Source organism: Amycolatopsis sp. NPDC114484, assembly GCF_055633755.1.
The window spans coordinates 58,812-79,601 of sequence record NZ_JBVKDQ010000024.1 but is presented as its reverse complement, the minus strand read 5'-3'; the positions used below and the strand labels follow the sequence as shown (position 1 = coordinate 79,601).

At 68.9% G+C, this 20,790-nt stretch carries 20 protein-coding genes; 12 read left to right on the top strand and 8 right to left on the bottom strand.

Translation table 11 applies throughout. The features are described 5' to 3' along the window. Window positions 1-78: 78 nt before the first annotated feature. From ACZ7SW_RS38330 to ACZ7SW_RS38305, 6 genes are all read right to left on the bottom strand, one after another. A complete protein-coding gene (locus ACZ7SW_RS38330) occupies window positions 79-1,134 on the bottom strand; it encodes an alcohol dehydrogenase catalytic domain-containing protein (protein ID WP_470235256.1) in 1,056 nt (351 codons plus the stop codon). A gap of 249 nt (window positions 1,135-1,383) precedes the next feature. Then, window positions 1,384-1,734 (bottom strand): transcriptional regulator, encoded by a 351-nt coding sequence (locus ACZ7SW_RS38325; RefSeq protein ID WP_116201118.1) that lies wholly within the window; start codon window positions 1,732-1,734, stop codon window positions 1,384-1,386. Window positions 1,735-1,806: 72 nt separating this feature from the next. Then, window positions 1,807-2,625: an LLM class flavin-dependent oxidoreductase gene (locus ACZ7SW_RS38320; protein WP_470235255.1), complete on the bottom strand. Its 819-nt coding sequence runs from the start codon at window positions 2,623-2,625 to the stop codon at window positions 1,807-1,809. A gap of 157 nt (window positions 2,626-2,782) precedes the next feature. Further along, window positions 2,783-3,466 carry a metal-dependent transcriptional regulator gene (locus ACZ7SW_RS38315; RefSeq protein ID WP_470235254.1) on the bottom strand — a complete coding sequence of 228 codons (684 nt, stop codon included), beginning with the start codon at window positions 3,464-3,466 and terminating at the stop codon, window positions 2,783-2,785. Between the two features lie 359 nt (window positions 3,467-3,825). Then, window positions 3,826-4,266 (bottom strand): GNAT family N-acetyltransferase, encoded by a 441-nt coding sequence (locus ACZ7SW_RS38310; protein WP_370933880.1) that lies wholly within the window; start codon window positions 4,264-4,266, stop codon window positions 3,826-3,828. Between the two features lie 831 nt (window positions 4,267-5,097). Continuing rightward, complete coding sequence (locus ACZ7SW_RS38305) at window positions 5,098-6,675, bottom strand: amidohydrolase (RefSeq protein ID WP_470235253.1); 1,578 nt, start codon at window positions 6,673-6,675, stop codon at window positions 5,098-5,100. A 47-nt stretch (window positions 6,676-6,722) separates the two neighbouring features. Here ACZ7SW_RS38305 and ACZ7SW_RS38300 point away from each other — a divergent pair, with 47 nt between their 5' ends. The 5 genes from ACZ7SW_RS38300 (at window position 6,723) to ACZ7SW_RS38280 (ending at window position 10,832) form a co-directional block, all read left to right on the top strand. Next, window positions 6,723-7,466: an enoyl-CoA hydratase/isomerase family protein gene (locus tag ACZ7SW_RS38300; RefSeq protein ID WP_470235252.1), complete on the top strand. Its 744-nt coding sequence runs from the start codon at window positions 6,723-6,725 to the stop codon at window positions 7,464-7,466. Beyond that, window positions 7,463-8,998, top strand: a complete 1,536-nt coding sequence (locus tag ACZ7SW_RS38295; protein ID WP_470235251.1) for an ATP-dependent acyl-CoA ligase — start codon at window positions 7,463-7,465, stop codon at window positions 8,996-8,998. The genes ACZ7SW_RS38300 and ACZ7SW_RS38295 overlap by 4 nt, the downstream gene beginning before the upstream one ends. Continuing rightward, on the top strand, window positions 8,995-9,642 hold the full coding sequence (locus ACZ7SW_RS38290; protein ID WP_470235250.1) for a TetR/AcrR family transcriptional regulator: 648 nt from the start codon (window positions 8,995-8,997) through the stop codon (window positions 9,640-9,642). Before ACZ7SW_RS38295 ends, ACZ7SW_RS38290 begins: the two co-directional genes overlap by 4 nt. 46 nt (window positions 9,643-9,688) lie before the next feature. Then, window positions 9,689-10,015, top strand: coding sequence for a hypothetical protein (locus ACZ7SW_RS38285; protein ID WP_470235249.1), 327 nt, complete (start codon window positions 9,689-9,691; stop codon window positions 10,013-10,015). A 127-nt stretch (window positions 10,016-10,142) separates the two neighbouring features. Further along, window positions 10,143-10,832, top strand: coding sequence for a 4'-phosphopantetheinyl transferase family protein (locus tag ACZ7SW_RS38280; protein WP_470235248.1), 690 nt, complete (start codon window positions 10,143-10,145; stop codon window positions 10,830-10,832). A gap of 3 nt (window positions 10,833-10,835) precedes the next feature. On the opposite strand, the gene ACZ7SW_RS38275 is transcribed toward ACZ7SW_RS38280, so the two are convergent. Further along, the gene (locus tag ACZ7SW_RS38275; RefSeq protein ID WP_470235247.1) at window positions 10,836-12,002 is read right to left on the bottom strand and encodes an isochorismate synthase; all 1,167 of its coding nucleotides are present in this window, start codon (window positions 12,000-12,002) and stop codon (window positions 10,836-10,838) included. A 94-nt stretch (window positions 12,003-12,096) separates the two neighbouring features. Next, complete coding sequence (mihF, locus tag ACZ7SW_RS38270; RefSeq protein ID WP_020664542.1) at window positions 12,097-12,408, bottom strand: integration host factor, actinobacterial type; 312 nt, start codon at window positions 12,406-12,408, stop codon at window positions 12,097-12,099. A 461-nt stretch (window positions 12,409-12,869) separates the two neighbouring features. On the opposite strand from mihF, the gene ACZ7SW_RS38265 reads away from it, so the two are divergent. From ACZ7SW_RS38265 to ACZ7SW_RS38235, 7 genes are all read left to right on the top strand, one after another. Further along, a complete protein-coding gene (locus ACZ7SW_RS38265; protein WP_470235246.1) occupies window positions 12,870-14,498 on the top strand; it encodes a long-chain fatty acid--CoA ligase in 1,629 nt (542 codons plus the stop codon). A gap of 99 nt (window positions 14,499-14,597) precedes the next feature. Then, the gene (locus ACZ7SW_RS38260; protein WP_470235245.1) at window positions 14,598-15,902 is read left to right on the top strand and encodes an ABC transporter substrate-binding protein; all 1,305 of its coding nucleotides are present in this window, start codon (window positions 14,598-14,600) and stop codon (window positions 15,900-15,902) included. Next, window positions 15,899-16,810 (top strand): carbohydrate ABC transporter permease, encoded by a 912-nt coding sequence (locus tag ACZ7SW_RS38255; protein WP_470235244.1) that lies wholly within the window; start codon window positions 15,899-15,901, stop codon window positions 16,808-16,810. Before ACZ7SW_RS38260 ends, ACZ7SW_RS38255 begins: the two co-directional genes overlap by 4 nt. Further along, on the top strand, window positions 16,807-17,625 hold the full coding sequence (locus ACZ7SW_RS38250; protein ID WP_470235243.1) for a carbohydrate ABC transporter permease: 819 nt from the start codon (window positions 16,807-16,809) through the stop codon (window positions 17,623-17,625). Before ACZ7SW_RS38255 ends, ACZ7SW_RS38250 begins: the two co-directional genes overlap by 4 nt. 90 nt (window positions 17,626-17,715) lie before the next feature. Beyond that, window positions 17,716-18,195: a DUF4190 domain-containing protein gene (locus ACZ7SW_RS38245; RefSeq protein WP_470235242.1), complete on the top strand. Its 480-nt coding sequence runs from the start codon at window positions 17,716-17,718 to the stop codon at window positions 18,193-18,195. A gap of 415 nt (window positions 18,196-18,610) precedes the next feature. Continuing rightward, complete coding sequence (locus tag ACZ7SW_RS38240; RefSeq protein WP_470235241.1) at window positions 18,611-20,326, top strand: TIGR03767 family metallophosphoesterase; 1,716 nt, start codon at window positions 18,611-18,613, stop codon at window positions 20,324-20,326. A gap of 52 nt (window positions 20,327-20,378) precedes the next feature. Continuing rightward, window positions 20,379-20,780, top strand: a complete 402-nt coding sequence (locus tag ACZ7SW_RS38235; RefSeq protein ID WP_470235240.1) for a PaaI family thioesterase — start codon at window positions 20,379-20,381, stop codon at window positions 20,778-20,780. Window positions 20,781-20,790 lie beyond the last annotated feature (10 nt).

The window sequence follows — 20,790 nt, the reverse complement described above, 5'->3', positions numbered from 1 at the left end:
CACTGCCGCGGGACCCGCCAGGTTTTCGTCAGCTACAACTCGGACTCGCCACCCAGGGTGTTCGCCGGTCACCATTCGTCACCCGAACTCGACGACAGTCACTCCGGCGCGGGCAGGCACCGGATCACTCATCGCAGCGAGCGCCGCCGGCACTCCGTCCAGCCCGATCCGCGTGCCGATCAACCCGTCCAGATCGATGCCGGACCGCTCGACCACGCCGAGCAACTCGGGGTATTCGTATGCCTGCAGGCCATGGATCCCGACGATCTCCAGCTCGCCGCCGACCACCCGATGCATCGGAATCGGCGGCACCCCCTGGCTGGGCGGCATCAACCCGGCCTGGACGTGCCGGCCGCGCTTGCGCAAGCTGCCCACCGAAGCCGCACAGGTGATTGGAGAGCCGAGACAGTCCAGCGACACGTGCGTACCGCCTTCGGTGCGCTCACGGACGTACGCAGCCAGCGCCGCTGGCCCGTCGAACGCGCTGGCGTCGACGCTCAGCACGGCACCAGAACGCTCCGCCAACGCGCGCGCCTGCGGCGAGACGTCCACCGCAACCACCTTCGCGCCCGCAGCTGCCGCCAGCAGGACCGCGGAGATGCCTACGCCGCCACAGCCGTACACAGACACCCACTGCCCCGCGCGTACACCGCCCTGGCGCAACACCGCCCGGAAAGCCGTCCCGAAGCGGCAACCGAGCGCAGCAGCTTCCGCCGACGACATCGAGTCCGGCAACGCGACCAGATTCGGCTGCGCGTGCTCGATGGCGACCAGTTCGGCGAACGAACCCCAGTGGGTCGCGCCGGGCTGGAACTCGTCGTCGCAGATCTGCTGGTCGCCCTTGGCACACTGCGCGCAAACGCCGCACGCGCACACGAACGGGACCGTCACCCGGTCGCCCTTCGCCCAGCCCTTGACGCCCTTTCCCACCTCAACGATCCGCCCGGCGAGTTCGTGCCCGGCCACGTGCGGCAACCGGACCGCGTCGTCGTGGCCCTGCCAGGTATGCCAATCGCTGCGGCACACCCCAGTCGCTTCGACGGCGATGACGACCCCGCCGTCCGGGGTCACCGGATCCGGTACTTCCCGCACTTCCGGAAGCACGCCGAACTCTTCGATCACGACCGCACGCATGGGTCTGATCGTAGAAGCCGCCGGTTTCAGCTCGACTGGGCCCGCGTGCCCCGAATCAGGTTTTCCCGGTAGCGCACGCGAACTGCCGCGCCCGCCGTCGCCCCCACACCGCCCGAAACCCCGTCGGGCTGCCGTGCCGCGGCGCGCACCCGGCGGAAGGGAGCGGGGCTTCGGGCGAACGCGGCGGGCGACGGCGCGTAGGCGTCGGGATACGCCGGCGCACTCGCCGTCCGCCGCGGCCGGGCGCGCTCAGGAGAGCTGCTGGCCCGGCTGATGGAACTGGCCGCGCGGACGCGGCGGGCCGAGCAACCTGCGCAACGACCCGTCCGGAACGCCGAGAATCTGCTCGAGATTTCGCAATGCCCGCAAGGATTCCGGGCGTTCCGGGCGGCAGCGTCCGGATTGCCAATGACTCAAGGTCGCGAGACTGACCGTGGTTCCCCTTCCCCGCAACCGATATCTGATGCGTTCGAGGCCGAGCCCGCGGGCCCGGATGGCCGCGCGCAGCGCTTCGGCGAACGGGCCGGTTTCGAGCAATTGCCCGAGATCCCGCCCTGTTGTACTCCCCCGGTCGATCGTCGGTGTTCGCTGACCGGTCATCGCACACGCTCCGAACCACGTCGCTGGGAAACCTCGGAGCGTAGGCCGGATAACGCATGATCGGAAGAGCTGTCACCCTTGTGCGGAGAGCGCCTGGGTGATCGCGGCGAACGGTTCCGCGTAGCCGGAATTGACCGTGACACAGGAAATTCCCCACCGCTCGCGCCAGCGGAGAAGCATTTCCCCAGCAGCGCCGGGGTTTTCCGGCAAGACGGTGACAGCTTTCTCTTCGACCAGTTGCGGCACGTCAACGCCGGTGTAGCGGGCGATCTGCGGCGAAGGCTTGTCCCCGATCGCGGTCAGGTTCACCGCCAATTCGACATCCCGGTCTCCCGCGAACGAGCGAAAAGTGTCCACAATGGAGTCAGCCTGTTCCTCGGTCGTGCGCGGCCCCCAGGAAAACGTCACGACGTCAGCGTTGCGCGCGGCGAGCGCGAGCATCTTGGGCCCGGAACCCGCGAGCAATAACCGCGGCCGGTCGGGGCGCTGCGAAAGCACCTCGATGGTGTCCGCCAACCGGGCGACGCGCTCCCCCGGCGAAACGAACTCGCGCCCAAGCGTTTCCGCGTGCTTCCCGGCCCCCGGATGACCGACGCCCAGCCCCAGCAGGAAGCGGCCACCGGTCGCCTGATGCAGTGAATCGGCCTGCCACGCGAGGTTCCGCGCGTCACGGAACGGATCGGCCAGCACGAAGGTGCCGACGGTCAGCGTGCTGGTGACCGCGGCGGCGGCCGGAACGAGCGTCAACGGGTCGAGCCCGCCGACCGGGTCAGTCGCGAACATGGTGTCGAACCCAAGCTCCTCGATCCGGCGAGCCTGCGCGGTCCAAGACGCCAGATCCGGCGCGTACCCGGACACGATCCCGAAGCGGAAGGGTTTGGTAGTGGTCATGCCGCTTATCGTCGGTGCGGGGACCTTCCCGCCACATCCGTCCGGCGGCGACATTCGCGCGTACGCCCCGGAGCGCAGCCGTCGTACGCCAGCTGTGTCAAGGTCAGCGCAGGGTGACTGACAACGCCTGCGCTCGCCAGCCGGGCGCGCACGCACCTCAGCGCAAGGTCACCGACAACGCCTGCGCGATCTCCTTGCCGATCGCGTGCGTGGCGTCGTCCGGCGGCTGCCCGACCTTCACCACCATCGGCCCCCCGAACGGCTGCCGCTCGACCACCTCGATCCGCTCGCCAAGGCCGATCGCGTGCTCGGTGAGGTAACGCAGCAGGTCCGGATCGGTATCCCACACCCGGACGATCTCCCCGACCGCACCCGGCGGAAGGTCGTCCAGAATGCGCATCGGAAGCTCCTCGACGCTGCCGTCCGGAGCCGGGATCGGATCCCCGTGCGGATCGCGCACCGGGTTGCCGAGCTTGGCCGCGATGCGCTCGACGAGCCGATCGGAGACAGCGTGCTCCAGCGCGTCGGCCTCGGCGTGGACCTCGTCCCAGGTGTAGCCGAGTTCGGAGACCAGGTACGTCTCGATCAGCCGGTGCCTGCGCAGCACCGACCGAGCGAGCTGCCGCCCCTCCGAGGTCAGCTCGATGCCGCGGTAGGGCACGTGCGCGACCAGGCCGAGCTGAGAAAGCTTCGTAACCATGCCCGACGCCGACGACGGACTCACCTCAAGCCGCCCGGCCAGCGACGCGTTGGTGACCGCCTCGCCCCGTTCGACCAGCCCGTAGATCACCCGCACGTAGTCCTCGACCGACGACGACCTCCGGACGGAACCATCTCCCATGCCGCATACGATACGGGGCCCGGACTATTGTGGTCGGCCGGTCAGGGCCGCCAGCGGTAGCGGGTCTGGTCTGTCGCGGTCGCTCGGTCCGGGCTCCCATCGGCAGGAGGTCTGGTCTGTCGCGGTCGGCCAGTCAGGACCGCGAGCGACAGCCGGTCTGGTCTGCCGCGGTCGCTCGCCCCAGGCAGCCACGACTGTCCGCCACGGGAACGCGCTCACCCAGCCCTGCCAGCAACGATCGCTCGATCAGGCACCCGCGCTATCCCCAGCCAGGACTGCGCCGCAGCCGCCCCGCCTAGACCACCACTAGCCAGTCCAGCCCCGCCGCAGTCCTACTCCAGACCAATGCGACCGTCCGGTCACGGCCGCCAGCGGTAACGGACCCACCCCGGCACCGGCTCCGCGCCGAGCTGTGCGTAGAACGCCTCGGCCTTGGCATTGCCCGCCTGCATGTCCCACTCGACGCGCCCCGTCGTCCGGGCGCGCAACGCGTCCAGCAGCTCTCGGCCGAGTCCATGCCTGCGGTGCTCCGGACGGATGAACAGGTCGTCGAGCCAGATCCCCGGGCGACCCTCCCAGGTGGAGAAATTCCAGCTGCAGAAGGCGAACCCGGCAACGAGGTCCGGGCGTCCCGGTGGCGTGCAGATCAGCACCCACGCCTTCGGCTCCGGACCGAACAGGTGACCGCTCATCTCGGCGCGGTCGAGTTTGAGGTCGTGCTTGTCCTCGTAGACCGCGTGTTCCTCGATGAGACTGCAGATCTCCTCGACGTCCTCGAAGACGGCGTCGCGAACGGGCATCGGGCACCCCTTTTTTGTCGGTGGTGGCGGTTACGGTGCAGGTATCAGAGCAAGAGAGCAGGAGTCCGGCGCGGCGAAGCCGGGATGGAGCATCGAGAGAGGGAAGGAGTTGGTGGTGGTAGGTCGGTGAATCGACAACTGAATAAGCGGACGAGTCGGCCGGCGAGGTGACCGGCGCGGCTGGCGAGTCGCCCCAGGGCGGGGAGCGCGCGAGCTGACGGGTGAGCGGTGGAGAGCGCGCAAGCCAACCGCCGGACGGCGAGGTGTACCCAAGCGGGCCAGCGAATGGTCGCGAGCACACAAGCGGACCGCCGAGCGCTGGAGAGCGCGCGAGCCAGCCGCCAGGTGACTGGGAGCAGCCAAGCCAACCACCGGAAGGTCGCGAGCGCCCAAGCCAACCGCCGACCGGTGGTGGGCACGCAAGGCAACCGCCGAACCGCGAGGAGCGCCCAAGCTGACCAGCGAACAGCCCCGAGCACCTGACCGGACCGCCGAACGGTTGGGAGCGACCAGGCGAATCGCCGGGCAGCGAGGGGCGTGCGAGCGAATCGGCGAACGGCCCCGCGCTCCCAATCGCGCCGCCGAGCGGCTGGGAGCAACCAAGCCAACCACCGGACGACGAGGCGTGCCCAGGCGGAGCACCGAGCCGCAAGCATCCAGGCCAGCTGCCGGACGGCGAGGAGCACCCACGCGGGCTGCCGAGCATTCGGGCCTCCAAGCCAACCGCAGGGCGGCGAGCGGCACCCGAGCGAACCAGCAAACGACCGCAAGCACCCAAGCCACCCGGCCAGCACCCCAGCCCGCGAGCCGACCGGAACGACGCCCTCCCCATCACGAGGCCTCGTACAGAAGCTCGCCGCCCACCGCCGTGCCGAGCACTCTGGCGTCCTCCACAGTGGACAGTGGATCCGCGGACAGGACCACAAAATCCGCGAGCTTCCCCGGTTCCAGCGTGCCGAGGTAGCTCTCCGCGAAGGTCGCGTAGGCCGAGCCGTACGTGTAGGCGCGCAGGGCCTCCGCCGGGGTCAGCGCCTCCTCGATCGAGAACGGTTCGCCGGTGGATGTCCGGCGGTGGACCATGTCGGCGAGGCCCAGCAGTGGGGCACCGTCGACGACCGGGCGGTCTGAGCTGGCGGGCAGGACGCATCCGGCGTCGAGGACGCTGCGGAGGCGGTAGCACCACGGCACCCGCGATTCTCCGAGTGCCGCGCGCATGCCGTCGCCCAGTTCGTTCACGAACCGGCCCTGCGGGGACGCGATCAGGCCCAGCGAGGCCAGGCGGGTCAGCTCTGCGGGCGGGAGTACGGCGCAGTGCTCGATGCGGTGCCGGTGGTCGGCGCGCGGGTTCGCTGCCAGGGCGGCTTCGTAGGCATCCAGCACCACCGTGATGGCTCGGTCGCCGATGGCGTGGGTCGCGATTTGCCAGCCGGCGTCGTGGGCTTGGCGGATGGTGCGCGTCAGCTCGTCCTCGGGCACCTGGAAGTAGCCGCGGTTGTCCGGTTCGCCGGCGAACGGTTCGTGCATCGCGCAGGTGCGGCCGATGAGCGAGCCGTCGGCGAAGAGTTTCATCGGGCCGACGCGCAGCCACTCGTCGCCGAGGCCGGTGCGCAGGCCCAGGTCCAGGCCGAAGCCGACACCGTCGGGCAGGTCGTGCAGGACGCTCGCGGCGACCATCACCGTGCTCCGCACTCGCAGGACGCCGCGTTCGCGCGCGAGCTGGTACGCGGCCAGCTCGGCTGGCGTCTCGCCGACCAGGCCGCCGCCGATTCCGGCTTCCTGGACGCTCGTGATGCCCTCGGACAGGTACTGCCGGCTCGCCCGGTCGAGCCCGCGGACCACCGATTCGAGCGGTGTCGGGTACGTCAGCGGACGCAGCAACAACTGCGCCTGTTCGCGCAACAGGCCGGTCGGCGAGCCGTCAGCCGACAGCACCACGTCGCCGCCGACGGGGACGTTCGCCAGGTCCAGCCGGTCCAGCACCGCCGAGTTGACCAGGGTCATGTGGCCGGACGTGTGCTTGAGCCGCACGAGCATGCCGGGGGCGGCGCGGTCCAGGCCGTGCCGGTCGGGGTGCTCGCCGCCGGCGAGTTTGTTCTGGTCGTAGCCGCTGCCGACGACCCAGCTCCCGGCGGGCAGCTCGGCCGCGCGCCGCGCCACCGCGGCGTACACCTCGTCGACGCTGCGGCAGTCGCTGAGCGGCACGTCGTCCAGGCCCATGCCGAACCAGGCCATGTGGTTGTGCGCGTCGTGGAACCCGGGCGCGACGAAACCCCCGCCGAGATCCACCCGGCGGCGGGCGGACAGCTCGCGCGCGTCGTCGCCCAGCGCCACGATCCGGCCGTGCAGCACCGCCAGCGCGGTGTCGCCGGTGACCAGCCTGGCGTTCTCGTACACCGCGTCAACCTGCATGCCCTGGACACTATCGATCGATCGATCGAACGTCTAGGCTCCCCTCCATGAGCACCGTTGACCTGGCCGTCGAGGGCGGCATCGCGCAGATCCGGCTGAACCGGCCCGAGCGGCTCAACGCCGTGGCGCCCGTGCTGGTGGACGACTTCCTGACCGCGCTGGAGGAAGTCGCGCACAGCGACGCCCGCGTCGTGCTGCTCTCGGGCAACGGCCGCGCCTTCTGTGCCGGGCACGACCTGAAGGAACCCACCCCCGAGGGTGACTCCCGGGCGAGGCTGGAGCGGCTCCAGGACGTCACGCGCCGGCTGCGCGCGCTGCGTCAGCCGGTGATCGCCGCCGTGCACGGGTACGCGATCGGCGCGGGCGCGGAGTTCGCGCTGGGCTGCGACCTGATCCTGGCCGCCGAGGACGCCGTGTTCGCGTTCCCCGAGGTATCGCTGGGGCTGAGCGTCACGGGTGCCGCGTCGAGGCTGCTCCCGCTGCTGGTCGGGCCGGTCAAGGCCAAGGAGCTGCTGCTGCTCGGCGACCGGTTCGACGGCCGTCGCGCGCACGACCTCGGTCTCGTCAACGCCGCGGCACCGGCGGACGAGCTGATGCCCCTCGCGCTCGGCTGGGCGGAGAAGATCGCGCATCACCCGCCGGAGGCCGCCACGATGGCGAAGCGGGCGCTGGACGCCGGGATCGACCACGCCTTCGACTCCGCGCTGGAACTCGAGGTCACCCACGCCCTGATCACCGAGCACTCGGCCGCTGTCCGCGCGTCGACCGAAGCGTTCCGGAGCCGGGCGTGACGCCGTTGCAGCAGGTCGACACCCTGGTCGCGCTGGTCACACGCGCCGCGCAGCTCTGGCCGGAGCGCACCGCGTGGATCTTCGACAGCACCGATACCCGATTCACCTTCGCCGAGCTCGACGACCGCAGCGGACGCCTGGCGAAAGCGCTCCAAGACCACGGCATCCGGACAGGCGATCGCGTCGCGGTGATGCTCCGCAATGAGCCGGAATTCCCGCTCATGTGGCTCGCGCTCGCCAAACTCGGCGCCGTTCTGGTCCCGGTGAACATCAACTACCGCGAATTCGACGGCGCGCACGTCCTTCGCCACTCCGGCGCGCGACTCGCGGTAGCCGCGGAAGAGTTCGTGGAACTGCTGGAGAAAATCGCACCGGAAACGGCCGTGGAACGCGTCCTCACGCCGGACGCGTTGCAGTCGGAAACGCGCTGCGAACCCGAAGCGGTGGTCGCCGAGCAGCCGGTGAACATCCAGTACACCTCCGGCACCACCGGCGCGCCGAAGGGCTGCGTGCTGCCGCACCGGTACTGGACCACGCTCGCGATCGGTCTCGCCGCCGATTTTCCCGCGGTCGGCGAGGACGACATTCTGCTTACCGCACAACCGTTCCACTATATCGATCCACAGTGGAACGTCGCGCTCGCGCTGGCCGCCGGGGCGACGCTCGTCGTGCTGGACCGCTTCCACCCCTCCACATTCTGGGCGAAGGTCCGCGAGCACGAGGTCACCTGGTTCTACTGCCTGGGCCTGATGCCGACGCTGCTGCTGCGCCAGCCGCCGCACCCAGACGACCGGAACCACCGCGTCCGCGCGATCAGCGCGTCGGCGATCCCGCCGGACCTGCACGCCCAGCTGGAGCAACGCTGGGGCGTGCCGTGGTACGAGGCGTTCGGGATGACCGAGACCGGCGGCGACATCCGGGTCTCCGAGGCCGATCACGACGCCGCGGTCGGCACCGGCTGCATCGGACGGCCGACCCGCGACCGCGAAGCGATGATCGCCGACGAGAACGGGAAACCGTTGCCACGTGGGGAAACTGGCGAGCTGCTGATCCGCGGCATCGGGCTGATGCACGGCTACCACGAGGATCCCGAAGCGACCGCGCGCGCCTTCGCTGGCGGCTGGTTCCACACCGGCGACCTCGCGCGGATGGACGGCGAAGGCCGCGTCTACTACCTCGGCCGCACCAAGGACATGATCCGGCGCAGCGGCGAGAACATCTCCGCCGACGAGGTCGAGCGCGCACTGCTGCAACATCCGAAAGTGCAGCTCGCGGCCGTGCTCGCGGTGCCGGACGAGCTGCGCGGCGAGGAAGTGAAGGCGTACGTCGTATGCGGCGCGGACCGTCCGTCGCCCGAAGAGCTGGCGGAGTTCTGCGCGCAGCAGTTGGCGTACTTCAAGGTGCCGAGGTTCTGGACGTTCGCGGACGACCTGCCGCGCACGCCGTCGGAACGCGTCGCGAAGGGCGAGCTGCGAAAGGTCGCCGACCTCCGCGCCGGCTCCTGGGACCGCAGCACCGGGGAGTGGCAGTGAGCAGCGCCGAGCGAGTCCGGGCGGCGGCCGTGAAACTGTTCGCCACCAAGGGGTTCCACGGTACCGGCATTAGGGATCTGGCCCAGGAAGCCGAACTTTCTTCGGCGACCCTCTATCACTACATGGGCACCAAGGAAGATCTTCTTGTCGAGATCATGACGACCTCGCTGCGCCGCCTGATCGACGCGGTCGCTAAGGCCACCGCGGGCAGCGACGATCCGGTGGTCCGGCTGCGCACGCTGGTCGCGCTGCACGTCCTCGCGCACGCCACCCAGCCTGGCGAAACCCGGGTGGTGGACAACGAAGTCGACGCGCTTTCGGCTCCGGCGCGTGCCCGAGTGGTCGCACTGCGGGACGAATACGAGCAATACTGGGCGAACGCGATCGAAGACGGCGCCGCGGCGAACGTGTTCCACACCGCACAACCGGCCGTGACCCGGCTCGCATTGCTCGAAATGTGCAGCGGCGTGGCCAGGTGGTATTCGCCGAAAGGCCCGCTCAAGCTCGAAGGCCTGGCCACGCACTACGCGGAACTGGCGTTGCGGGCGCTCGGACATCCGGTCGCGGTGCGTGCCCACGACCTCCGGCAATGCCTCGAAGTGGTCGCCCAGGTGTGGGACTTGCCTGTCCAAGAGGGCTTTTAGCGCCATACGCCTTGCTCAGACGGCGAACGTGGGGGACGCTCGAAGGGTGACCGACCAAACGATCCAACTTGAACTGGACGACGCGGGTCTCTCGCCTGGCCTGCCCGCACCTTCAAACCCGCGCGACCAGGTTCAGGACGTACCGTATCGACCAGTCGAGTTTCGCGACGACGATCTGCCCAGCGCACTGGAACGCTGTGCGGTATGGCTGCGCCAGGCGCAGGAGTGGCTCGGAGAGCCGCTCGACGTCCTCGCGATCCACCTGGACTACGACGAGCGACAGGGTTCGCCCTACTACGACGTGAAATTGCTGTGCAACGAGGAGGACCTAGCCGGGGTCCCGATCGCGATGCGCGACAAGAACAAGTCTTAGCACTCGTCATCTCCGCCGCGAAGGCCCTCTCGGACTCCGAGGGGGCCTTCGCCGCGTTCGGGATAGGGGCATGACAAACCTCGGCGCACCCGGGCAAGATCGGAGGCGGACGAGGGAGGGTATGCCGGTGACCGAAATCGTGGTGCGCTGGTCCGAACCGCTGCCCGCGGAGGACCGGTACCTGAAGCTGCTGGACGACCTGGAGCGCGGCCGCTACGACGCGTACCGGCTCGAAATCGACCAGCGCCGCTTCCTGACCGGCCGGGTGCTCGCGAAGACGCTCGTCGCGGAACGCCTCGGCGGCGCGGCGGAGTCCGTGCGCTTCGACGCGACCTGCGACGACTGCGGCAAACCGCACGGCCGTCCGCGCGTACCGGGTTCGGACCTCGTGCTGTCTATCTCGCATTCGGGCAATCTGATCGGTCTCGCGGTCACTGACGGCGTGCCAGTCGGCCTAGACGTCGAAACCGCCAGCCGCAAGGCGGACGCCTCGCTCGTGGAGTACGCGCTGAGCCCGGCCGAGCGGGAAGCCGTCGCGGGCCTGTCGGACGAGGAGCGTTCGGCGGCGTTCTTCATCTACTGGACGCGCAAGGAAGCGGTGATGAAGGCCACCGGCAAGGGGCTGAAGATCCCGCTGCAGAGCATCACGTTCTCCCGCTACGACGCCCCCGCCGAGCTGGTGGCGTCCGGCGACGAAGCGCTCGACCCGGCGCGGACCCGGCTCTCGGACCTCAAGGCGGCCGACGGGCATCGGGCGGCGGTGGCGGCATTGACCGCGGACAGCCTGAGCGTCACCGAGGAGCACTGGCTGCCGTAAGCCTCACGACGCGCTGTCGTCCAGCCCCATCGCGCCGAGCAGCGTGCGGAACTTCGCGATCGTCTCCTGGTACTCGGTGTCCGGATCCGACGCGGGCACGATCCCGCCGCCCGCGTAGAGCCGCATCGACTTCTCGGCCACTTCGGCGCACCGGATCGCGACGGCCCATTCGCCGTCTCCCGCCGCGTCGACCCAGCCGACCGCACCGGCGTAGTAACCGCGGTCGAACGGCTCCAGTTCCTGCACGAGGTCGCGCGCGGGGACGGTCGGGGTGCCGCAGACGGCCGGCGTCGGGTGCATCGCGGCAGCGAGGTCGAGCGCGGTCACCGAGCGGTCCGCCAGCTCGCCGGTGATGGACGTCCGCAGGTGCCAGATCGCGGGCGTGGAGACCAGCTCAGGGCCGGCGGGGACGTCGAGCTTGCGGCAGAACGGCCGCAGCGACTCGATGACGTAGTCGATCACCAGGTCGTGCTCTTCCCGGTCCTTCGCGGACGCGAGGAGGGCTTCGCCGTTGGCCCGGTCGGTCTCCGGGTCGGCCGAACGCGGCATCGACCCGGCGTGCGGGGTCGTGAACACGGAGTCGCCGGCCCGGGAAAGCAGCAGCTCAGGGGTGGCCCCGACGAGAGTGCGGCCGCCGGGCAGTTCGGCGGCGTAGGTGAAGTGGCGCGGGTTGCCGCGCGCGAGGTTGCGCACGATCCCCTCGACCGGGATCGGTGCGTCGAATTCCAGCTCGAGCGCGCGGGCGAGCACGGCTTTGCGCAGGTCACGCTCGCGCAGGGCGGCGACGGCCGCCCGTACGTTCTCGCGGTGGCCCTCAGCGGACGGGAGCCGCCGGGTGGCCGTGGGAGCGGGCAGCTCGGCGGCGGGCGGAGCGGCCGGGGTCTCGGCGTTCGCCTGGGCGCGATGGACCGTCCGGGGCAGCACGAGGTGCCCCGGCGAGGCAGCGCCGGGTCCGGTGTCGAACGGCAGCACGCCGACGGCGAGCGGCACGCCGGAACGCTCCAGCTCAGCGGCTGCCGAGCGGGCGAGGCGGCGAGGGTCGGCGTCGGTGACGGTCCCGAGCGCGCCGCGGGCGAGCAGGGCCCGCCGGGCGGTCGCGAACAGGAAGTCGCCGCGCTGGTAGCGGACGGTGGTCTCGGCCGGGGTCGCCGGCGCGGTACTGGTCGTCACTCCACCAGCGTCTCAGGATCCGGGAGCGCCGCGGGGAAAGTGTCGCCGGGGCAACACCTTCGCGCACACCTTCCCCGCGGCCGCCGGATCAGCGTTACTTGAGCGCGTCGATCAGCGCTTCGCGCTGCCGTTCGCCCAGGCCAGCGGCCCGGCGGTCGGGGTCGATCCCCGCCTGCTCGAGCAGCGCGGCGACCTTGACCGCGCCCAGGCCGGGCACCGCCTTGAGAAGCTGCGTGACCTTCGTCTTGCCGACGGTCTTGTTCTCCTTGGCCCGCTTGAGCACCGACTCGATGCTCTCCTTGCCGGACTTGATCGAAGCGAGCAGCTCCGAACGCGCCTTACGAGCCTCTGCCGCCTTGGCGAGGGCCTCGGCGCGCTGCTCCGGAGTCAACGTGGGCAGAGCCAACGTAATGTCCTTTCCTCTCAGGTCTCCGCTTTCGCGGCCGACGGTCTCAGCCGATGCTTGCAGCTGCAAGCGCTGGCCAGCCGTCACTTACCACGGCCCCAGTAAACGCCACGTGCCCGCAGTACGCGCAACCGACACGCACTTATCACCCGTCGACGGGCACGGCGGACCTGCGCGAGGGGACCCCTCGCGACCTGTGAAAACGGCCTCGAAGGGCTCATTTCCACCCCCATTACCTCACCCGAACGGGAGTGTATTTCCGCACAGTTAACACAACGCGTTTTCTTGTCCCGCAACAGAAAGCGCGACAGAAGTGGATCATGAACGGCCGGGGCCGCCACCCGATGGCGGGAGGGGCCCGACAAGCCGTGACCGAACTTGTTCGTGCCCGATCCGGCGGATGCGCATTAGAGTCGGGCGCACCCCAGTTCACCGGCGAACGAGCACCACGGGAGTCACCCATGTTGAGCACGATGCAGGACGGACAGCTGTCGCTCGCGAAGCTGCTGCGCCACGGCACGAAGGTGCACGCGAAGAGCGAAGTCGTCACCTGGACCGGTTCAGAAGCCCGCCGGGAGACGTACGCGGAACTCGGCAAGCACGCCGCCCGGCTGGCGAACGCGCTGCGCGGTCTCGGCGTCACCGGCGACCAGCGGGTCGGCACGTTCATGTGGAACAACGCCGAGCACCTCGCCGCCTACCTGGCAGTGCCCGCGATGGGCGCGGTGCTGCACACGCTGAACATCCGGCTGTTCCCCGAACAGCTGGTTTTCGTGGCGAACCACGCCGAGGATCACGTCGTCATCGTCGACGGCACGCTCGTTCCGCTGCTGGCGAGCAACCTGCCGGGGATGAAGACGGTCAAGCACGTGATCGTGGCCAACGGCGACGCGTCCGCGCTGACCGCGCCCGAGGGCGTCACCGTGCACTCCTACGACGAACTGCTGGCCGAGCAGTCCGACGAGTTCGACTGGCCGGAGATCGACGAGCGGGCCGCGGCCGCGATGTGTTACACGTCCGGCACCACGGGTGACCCGAAGGGCGTCGTCTACTCGCACCGGTCGATCTGGCTGCACTCGATGCAGGTCTGCATGACGGACAGCATGCGGCTCGCCCAGGAAGACCTCGCGCTCGCGATCGTGCCGATGTTCCACGCGATGTCGTGGGGCCTGCCGTACGCGGCGATGATGGTCGGAGCCTCGCTGCTGATGCCGGACCGGTTCCTCCAGCCGGCTCCGATCGCGGCGCTGCTGGCCGCGGAGAAGCCGACCTTCGCCGCCGCGGTGCCGACGATCTGGCAGGGCCTGCTCGCGCACCTGGACGCGAACCCGCAGGACATCAGCCACGTGCGCGAGGTGGTCGTCGGCGGGTCGGCCGCGCCGCCGTCGCTGATGCACGCCTTCGAGGAGCGCTACGACGTGCCGATCCTGCACGCGTGGGGCATGACCGAGACGTCGCCGCTGGGCAGCGTCGCGCGTCCGCCCGCCAGCGCGACCGGCGAGGAGCGCTGGGCCTACCGCTACACCCAGGGCCGGTTCCCGGCGTCCGTGGCGGCGCGGCTGATCGGCGACAACGGCGAGGAACTGCCGTGGGACAACGAGGCGGTCGGCGAACTGGAGGTCTCCGGTCCGTGGATCGCCGGCGCCTACCACGGCGGATCGGATATCGACCCGGAGAAGTTCCACGAGGGCTGGCTGCGCACCGGCGACGTCGGCAAGATCAGCCCGGACGGTTTCCTGACACTGACCGACCGCGCGAAGGACGTGATCAAGTCCGGCGGCGAGTGGATCTCGTCGGTGGACCTGGAGAACGCGGTGATGGGCCATCCGGCGGTCGCCGAGGCGGCGGTGGTCGGCATCCCGGACGAGAAGTGGGACGAACGCCCGCTGGTCGCCGTCGTGGTGAAGGAAGGCCAGCAAGCCACCGCCGAAGAACTGCGCGAATACCTGTCGGACAAGGTCGCGAAGTGGCAGCTGCCGGAGAACTGGACGTTCGTGGAGGAGGTGCCCAAGACGAGTGTCGGCAAGTTCGACAAGAAGCGGCTGCGCGCGTCCTACTCCGAGGGAAAGCTCGACATCTCACACCTCTGAGCGGTAAATCTCCGGCGAGTTGTCGGCCTGGGAAGGACTCCGTGCGGGAATCTGTTGCACGCAAGGAGTCCTTCCCAGCACGTCGGAGGAGAACTGGGGATGCAGCAGCGAAGCAGGAGGGCGTTCCTGTCGTTGGCGGGAACGGCGGCGGTGGGCGCGGTCACGGCGGCGTGCGGGTCGGATACCGGGCGTCCGGGGGATCCGCCGCCGTCCACGGCGATGTCGGCGGGAGCCTCGGCCCCGTCGCAGGCCCCGAAGGTCCCGCTGCAGCAGTGGTACCACGCCTACGGCGAGGACGGCGTGCAGGAAGCCGTCAAGAACTACGCGGCCAGCTATCCGGGCGCGAAGGTCAACGTGGTGTGGAACCCGGGCGACTACGACTCGAAGATCGTCACCGCGCTGCAGAACAGCCCGGTGCCGGACGTCTTCGAGGCGCAGGTGAAGATCGACTGGGTCCGGCAGAACCAGGTGGTGTCGCTCGACGACATCATCGGTCCGGTCAAGAACGACTTCAGCCCCGCCGTGCTCGCCGCGCAGACCGTGGAGGGCAAGGTCTACGGCATTCCGCAGGCCACCGACACGCAGGTGCTGTTCTACCGCAAGAGCATGCTGCAGGCCGCCGGGGTGCAGCCGCCGCAGACCGTGGACGAGCTGATCGACGCCGCGAGCAAACTGTCGAAGGACGGCGTGAAGGGCCTGTTCGCGGGCAATGACGGCGGCGTCGGCACGCTGACCGGGCCGTTGCTGTGGTCGGCCGGGCTGGACTATCTGAAGAACAACAACCGCGAGGTCGGCTTCGACGATCCGCGCTCAGCCGCCGCCTTCAGCAAGCTGCACACCCTGAACACCAACGGTTCCCTGCTGCTCGGCGCACCCGCCGACTGGTCGGATCCGGGCGCGTTCGTCGACGGGCTCTGCGCGATGCAGTGGACCGGGCTGTGGAACGTCCCGAAGGTCCGCGACGCGCTCAACGACGACTTCGGCGTGCTGCCGTTCCCGAAGCTGGACGACAGCGGCAAGCCGTCGGTTCCGGTCGGCGCGTACGGCGCGATGGTCAACGCGAAGAGCGCGCACGTCAACGAGGCCAAGGCGTTCGTGAAGTGGCTGTGGATCGACCAGACCGACAGCCAGCTCGAGTTCGCCACCCGCTACGGCTTCCACGTCCCCGCCCGGCAGAGCCTGATCGACAAAGCGCAGACGCTGCAAAGCGGTCCGGCCGCGGACGTGGTGAAGTACGTCAAGGAGAACAGCCACCTCATCGGCGGTCCAGTGTGGACACAAACGTCGAACACCGCGTTGTCGGACGCGGTCGCGAAGATCGCCAAGGAGGGCGCGGACCCGGTGGCGCAGACGAAGGCCGCGGTCACCGTCGCGCAGTCCGAGCTGAAACGCCTTTTCGGATGAAGCTGTCCCGGAAGACCCGGGACACGCTGGCGTTCTGGGGATTCGTGGGCCCGTTCCTGCTCGGCCTGGCGATCTTCGCCTACGTGCCGATCGGGTGGAGCCTGTACCTGTCGTTCTTCGACGCGCGCAACACGGTCACCCCGAGCGTCTTCGTCGGCCTGGACAACTACGCGCACATGCTCTCCGACGGCCCGTTCGTCGCGAGCCTCGGCACGTTCAGCGTGTTCGCCGTGTTCATCGTGCCGCTGACGTTCGTGCTGTCGCTGGCGCTGGCGGTCGGCGTGAACCAGCTGCGGTTCGCGAAGGCGTTCTTCCGTTCGGTGTTCTTCCTGCCGTTCGCGTGTTCGTACGTGGTGGCGTCGCTGATCTGGAAGACATCGCTGTTCTCCGGCGTCCGCTACGGCCTCGCGAACACTGTGCTCGGCGTCTTCGGCCTCGACCCGGTCGCGTGGACCGGAACCGTGCACCCGCCGCTGTACTGGATCGTGCTGGTGACTGCCCGGCTGTGGCTGCAGCTCGGCTTCTACATGATCCTGTTCCTCGCTGCGCTGCAACGGATTCCGCAGCATCTGTACGAGGCGGCGTGGCTCGACGGCGCGAAGCCGGGCTGGCAGGTTTTCCGGCACATCACGCTGCCGCAGCTGCGCGCGACGTCGGTGGCCGTGCTGCTGTTGAACCTGATCAACGCCTATCAGGCGTTCGACGAGTTCTACAACATCATGGGCGATTCCCGGGGTTATCCGCCGTTCGCGCGGCCGCCGCTGGTGTACCTCTACTACACGTCGCTCGGCTCCGGCGGCCAGGATCTGGGCCGCGGCAGCGCGGGCGCGATCATCCTGGCGCTGCTGATCGCCGTGGTGACGCTCCTGCAGGGCAAACTCTTCCGGTTCAATCGGAGTGCGACATGATCCGCGCGGTGCTTCGCTGGACGGCGCTCGCGGTGTCCGCCGTCCTGTTCCTGCTGCCGTTCTACCTGTTGCTGCGCAACGGTCTCGCCTCGCGCGCGGAGATCACCTCACCGGACTGGACGCTGTGGCCGAAGCAGATCCACTGGGAGAATTTCTCGAAGCTGTTCGACCAGCAGGACGTCCCGTTCGCGCGCAGCATCGTGAACTCGGTCGTCGTCGCGGTCCTGCAAACCGTCGGCCTGCTGGTCGTGTGCTCACTCGCCGGCTACGGGCTCGCGCGAGTGCCGTACCGCTACTCGAAGCCGGTGTTCTACGCGGTGCTGGCGACGCTGATGATCCCGACCTCGGTGACGTTCGTGCCGAGTTTCGTGGTGGTGTCGACGCTCGGCTGGCTCTCGGATTTCCGCGGCCTGATCATCCCGGGCCTGTTCAGCGCGTTCAGCGTTTTCCTGTTCCGGCAGTACTTCCTGGACTTCCCGAAGGAACTGGAAGACGCCGGACGGGTCGACGGCCTGTCCCGCTGGGGCGTCTTCCGCAAGATCGTGGTGCCCAACTCGCGCGGCTTCTTCGCCGCGATCGCGGTGATCACCGTGATCGGCAGCTGGAACGCGTTCCTGTGGCCGCTGATCATCGCGCAGTCGCCGGACTCGTGGACGGTGCAGGTCGCGCTGTCCGGGCTGCTCACCTCGCAGAACCCGCAGCTGAACCTGCTGTTCCTGGCCGCCGTGCTGTCGATCGTGCCGATTGTGCTGCTCTTCGCGTTCCTCCAGCGTTATCTGGTACGCGGGGTCACCGAATCCGGGTTGAAAGGCTGAAAACGCCACATCAGGCCGCGACGGCGCGTAACGTTTCGCCGTTGGCCGCCGACGACTCACCGTCGCCACAGTCGCAGCAGGAGTGCATTCATGACGGATCCGTATCAGCAGCAGCCTTATCCCGGTCAGGACCCGGCGCAGGGACATCCGTCCGGGCCGGTGCCTTCACCTGGGTATCCGTCCGGGCCGATTCCCGCGCCGGGGTATCCGTCCGGGCAGATGCCGGTGCCGTATGGGGCGCCGCCGATGTACGGGGCGCCGTACGGAGCTCCTTATCCCGGGGGCGTGCCGTTGAAGACCAGCGGGCTCGCGGTGGCTGGGATGGTCGTCGGGATTGTCGCGCTGATCTTCTTCTGGGTGCCGTTCTTTGATGTGATCGCCGCGATTACGGCGATCGGGTTGTCTTGGGCCGGGATGGTGCAGGCGGGGAAGCCTGGGTGGACTGGGCAGGGGATGGGGATCGCCGGGCTGGTCTGCGGGATTTTGGCTGCTATTCCGGCGGTGATCTTTTTGGTTTGGTTCTTTGTGTCGTTGTCCGCGGTGGGGGCTACCTGCGCGTTTTACTGCTGAGGCCGGAGGCTCGTCGCCTGGCGGCGACATTGCTGCGGTGTTGCGCGGGGGCACCCCGAAGCTGATTGTGATGACGGTCTGGGGTTCGGGGGTGGTGTGGGTGCGTGGTTCGGTGGGTGCGTTGGTGGCGGTTTGGTGGTGGGTGTGCGCGGCCTGGTGAGCCGGTCGCGCGGGGTTTGCGGCGTGCGGTGGTTGTGAGGGGAACCCTGAGGGAATCAGATTCCCTCAGGGTTCCCCTCACGGACGTTTGGCCCCTCCGTTCGGCGGTAGTGGCCCTCTTGACTGTGTGACAGAGTCTCTCGCGTTGTCACGGCAAATGTGAGAGACCTTCGCGTTTTGCTTCGGCTTCGTTCACCGACCGGTCATGAACGTCCGGGAACGTGCCAGAGCACGGGCGAGAGGCGGGGAGCGAGACATGGCTGAACTGACCAGGCGGGCGTTCACCACGGCAGGCGCGGCCGGGGTGGGGTTGCGGCTTTGCACTCCGACGGCCAACGCGCTGGACCGGGCGTTGAAGCGGACCGCCCAGCGTGCTGTCCGTACCACCGGCACCACGCTGGACCAGGCTGCTTCCGGTGCGGCCACGGGGTACTCGCGGCTTTCTGCCGGGCCGGGCTGGGCGGTCGCTGTGCGGGCGGATCTTGTCGAGGCCAAGGCCGGGCGTGACGATCGGCGGACTGCGCTCGGGGCGTTCGTGCAGTTCACCGACCTGCACATCACTGACACCGAATCGCCTGCTCGATTTGAGTACTTGCATCCGTTCATCGGGTCCGCGCATCGGCCGCAGGAAACGCTGGGGACGGTCGCGACCAGTTCGCTCGTCAAGCGGGTCAACAGTCTCCGTGCGGGGCCGTTTACCGGGCGGCAGTTCGACTTCCTCATGACCACCGGCGACAACACCGACAACCACGAGCTGCTCGAACTCGACTGGTTCCTCACCACGCTCAACGGCGGCGCGATCACGCCCAACTCTGGCGACCCGAACCGCTACGAGGGCGTCCAGGCGTCTGGCAACCCGGAGTTCTGGAACCCGGGCACGCGACTCGCCGACGACTACACCAAGAAGGGCTTTCCGCAGATCCCCGGGCTGCTCGAAGCCGGGATCGCGCCGTTCACCGCGCCGGGGTTGAACCTGCCGTGGTACTGCACGTTCGGCAATCACGACGACAGCGTCGTGGGCACGTTGCCGGAGGGGATCCCGGGCATCGAGGGCTGGTACACCGGCAAATACAAGGTCATCGGGAAGGACGAGAGCAGCGCGCGCAAGCTCGGCACCGCCATCCAGCGCGGGCAGAGCGTGCCGCTCGGCGAGCTGTTCGGCGGCGGCACCGTTCGCGAGGTCACGCCGGATCCGCGGCGGCGTCCGTTCAGTACCTCGGAGTTCGTCCAGGCGCATCTGGCCGCGAAGAACACGGGGCCGGGACCGGTCGGGCACGGTTTCACCGACGCGAACTCCGACGGTCGCAACGTCTACTACACGTTCCGGATCGCGCCCGGCGTCACCGGCCTCAGCCTCGACACCACCACCCAGGGCGGGTTCGCCGACGGTTCGATCGGGCTCGCGCAGTTCAACTGGGTCGAGTCGACGCTCAAGCGAAACAGCTCGACGTACTACGACTTCTTCGGCCGCAAGGTCACCCACTCCGTCACCGACGAGCTGTTCGTCCTCTTCAGCCACCACACCAGCGGCACCATGGGCAACCTCCTGCCCGACGCGCGTCACCTGCTGGACCCGCGGCTCAACGGCGACACGTTCGTCGCGCTGCTGCAGCGCTTCCCGAACGTCGTGGCCTGGGTCAACGGGCACACCCACCTCAACAAGATCACCCCGCACGTCGGCAAAACCCCGGTGCAGAGCTTCTGGGAGATCAACACCGCCAGTCACATCGACTTCCCGCAGCATGCCCGGGTGATCGAGCTGGCCGACAACCACGACGGCACGCTGTCGGTGTTCACCACGCTCATCGAGGCCGACGCCCCGTACGCCGTGGACTACTCCGCCCGCACCCCCGACGCGCTCGCCTCGATGTACCGCGAGTTCTCCTACAACGACATCCACGCGAACCTCAGCCACGTCGGCGAGGCCGGCGACCGCAACACCGAGCTGCTGCTCACTAACCCGCTCAGCTGATTACCCGCGAGGTAATCGACGCCACGCGTCCGGCTGCGGTTGACTGCTCGGCATGACCGACGTCGAGGGCACGCAGCTGTTCCACAAGACGATGCCGTTCAGCGAACGGCTCGGCATCGAGGTGCTGGAACACGGCGCGGACCTGGTCCGCAGCCGGATCGCGTGGGACGAATCGCTGTGCACGCTCGGCGGCGTGCTGCACGGCGGGGCACTGATGGCGCTGGCCGATTCGACCGGCGCCGTCTGCGCGTTCCTCAATCTTCCCGAGGGCGCGCAGGGCACGACGACGCTGGAATCCAAGACGAACTTCCTGCGCGGCGTCCGTTCGGGGTACGCCACCGCGTCGTCCAGACCACTGCACGCCGGGCGCCGCGTCGTGGTCGTCGAGACCGAAATCCACGACGACGACGGCAAGCTGGCCGCGAAAATCACCCAGACGCAAGCGGTGTTGTAGCGGCGGCTCT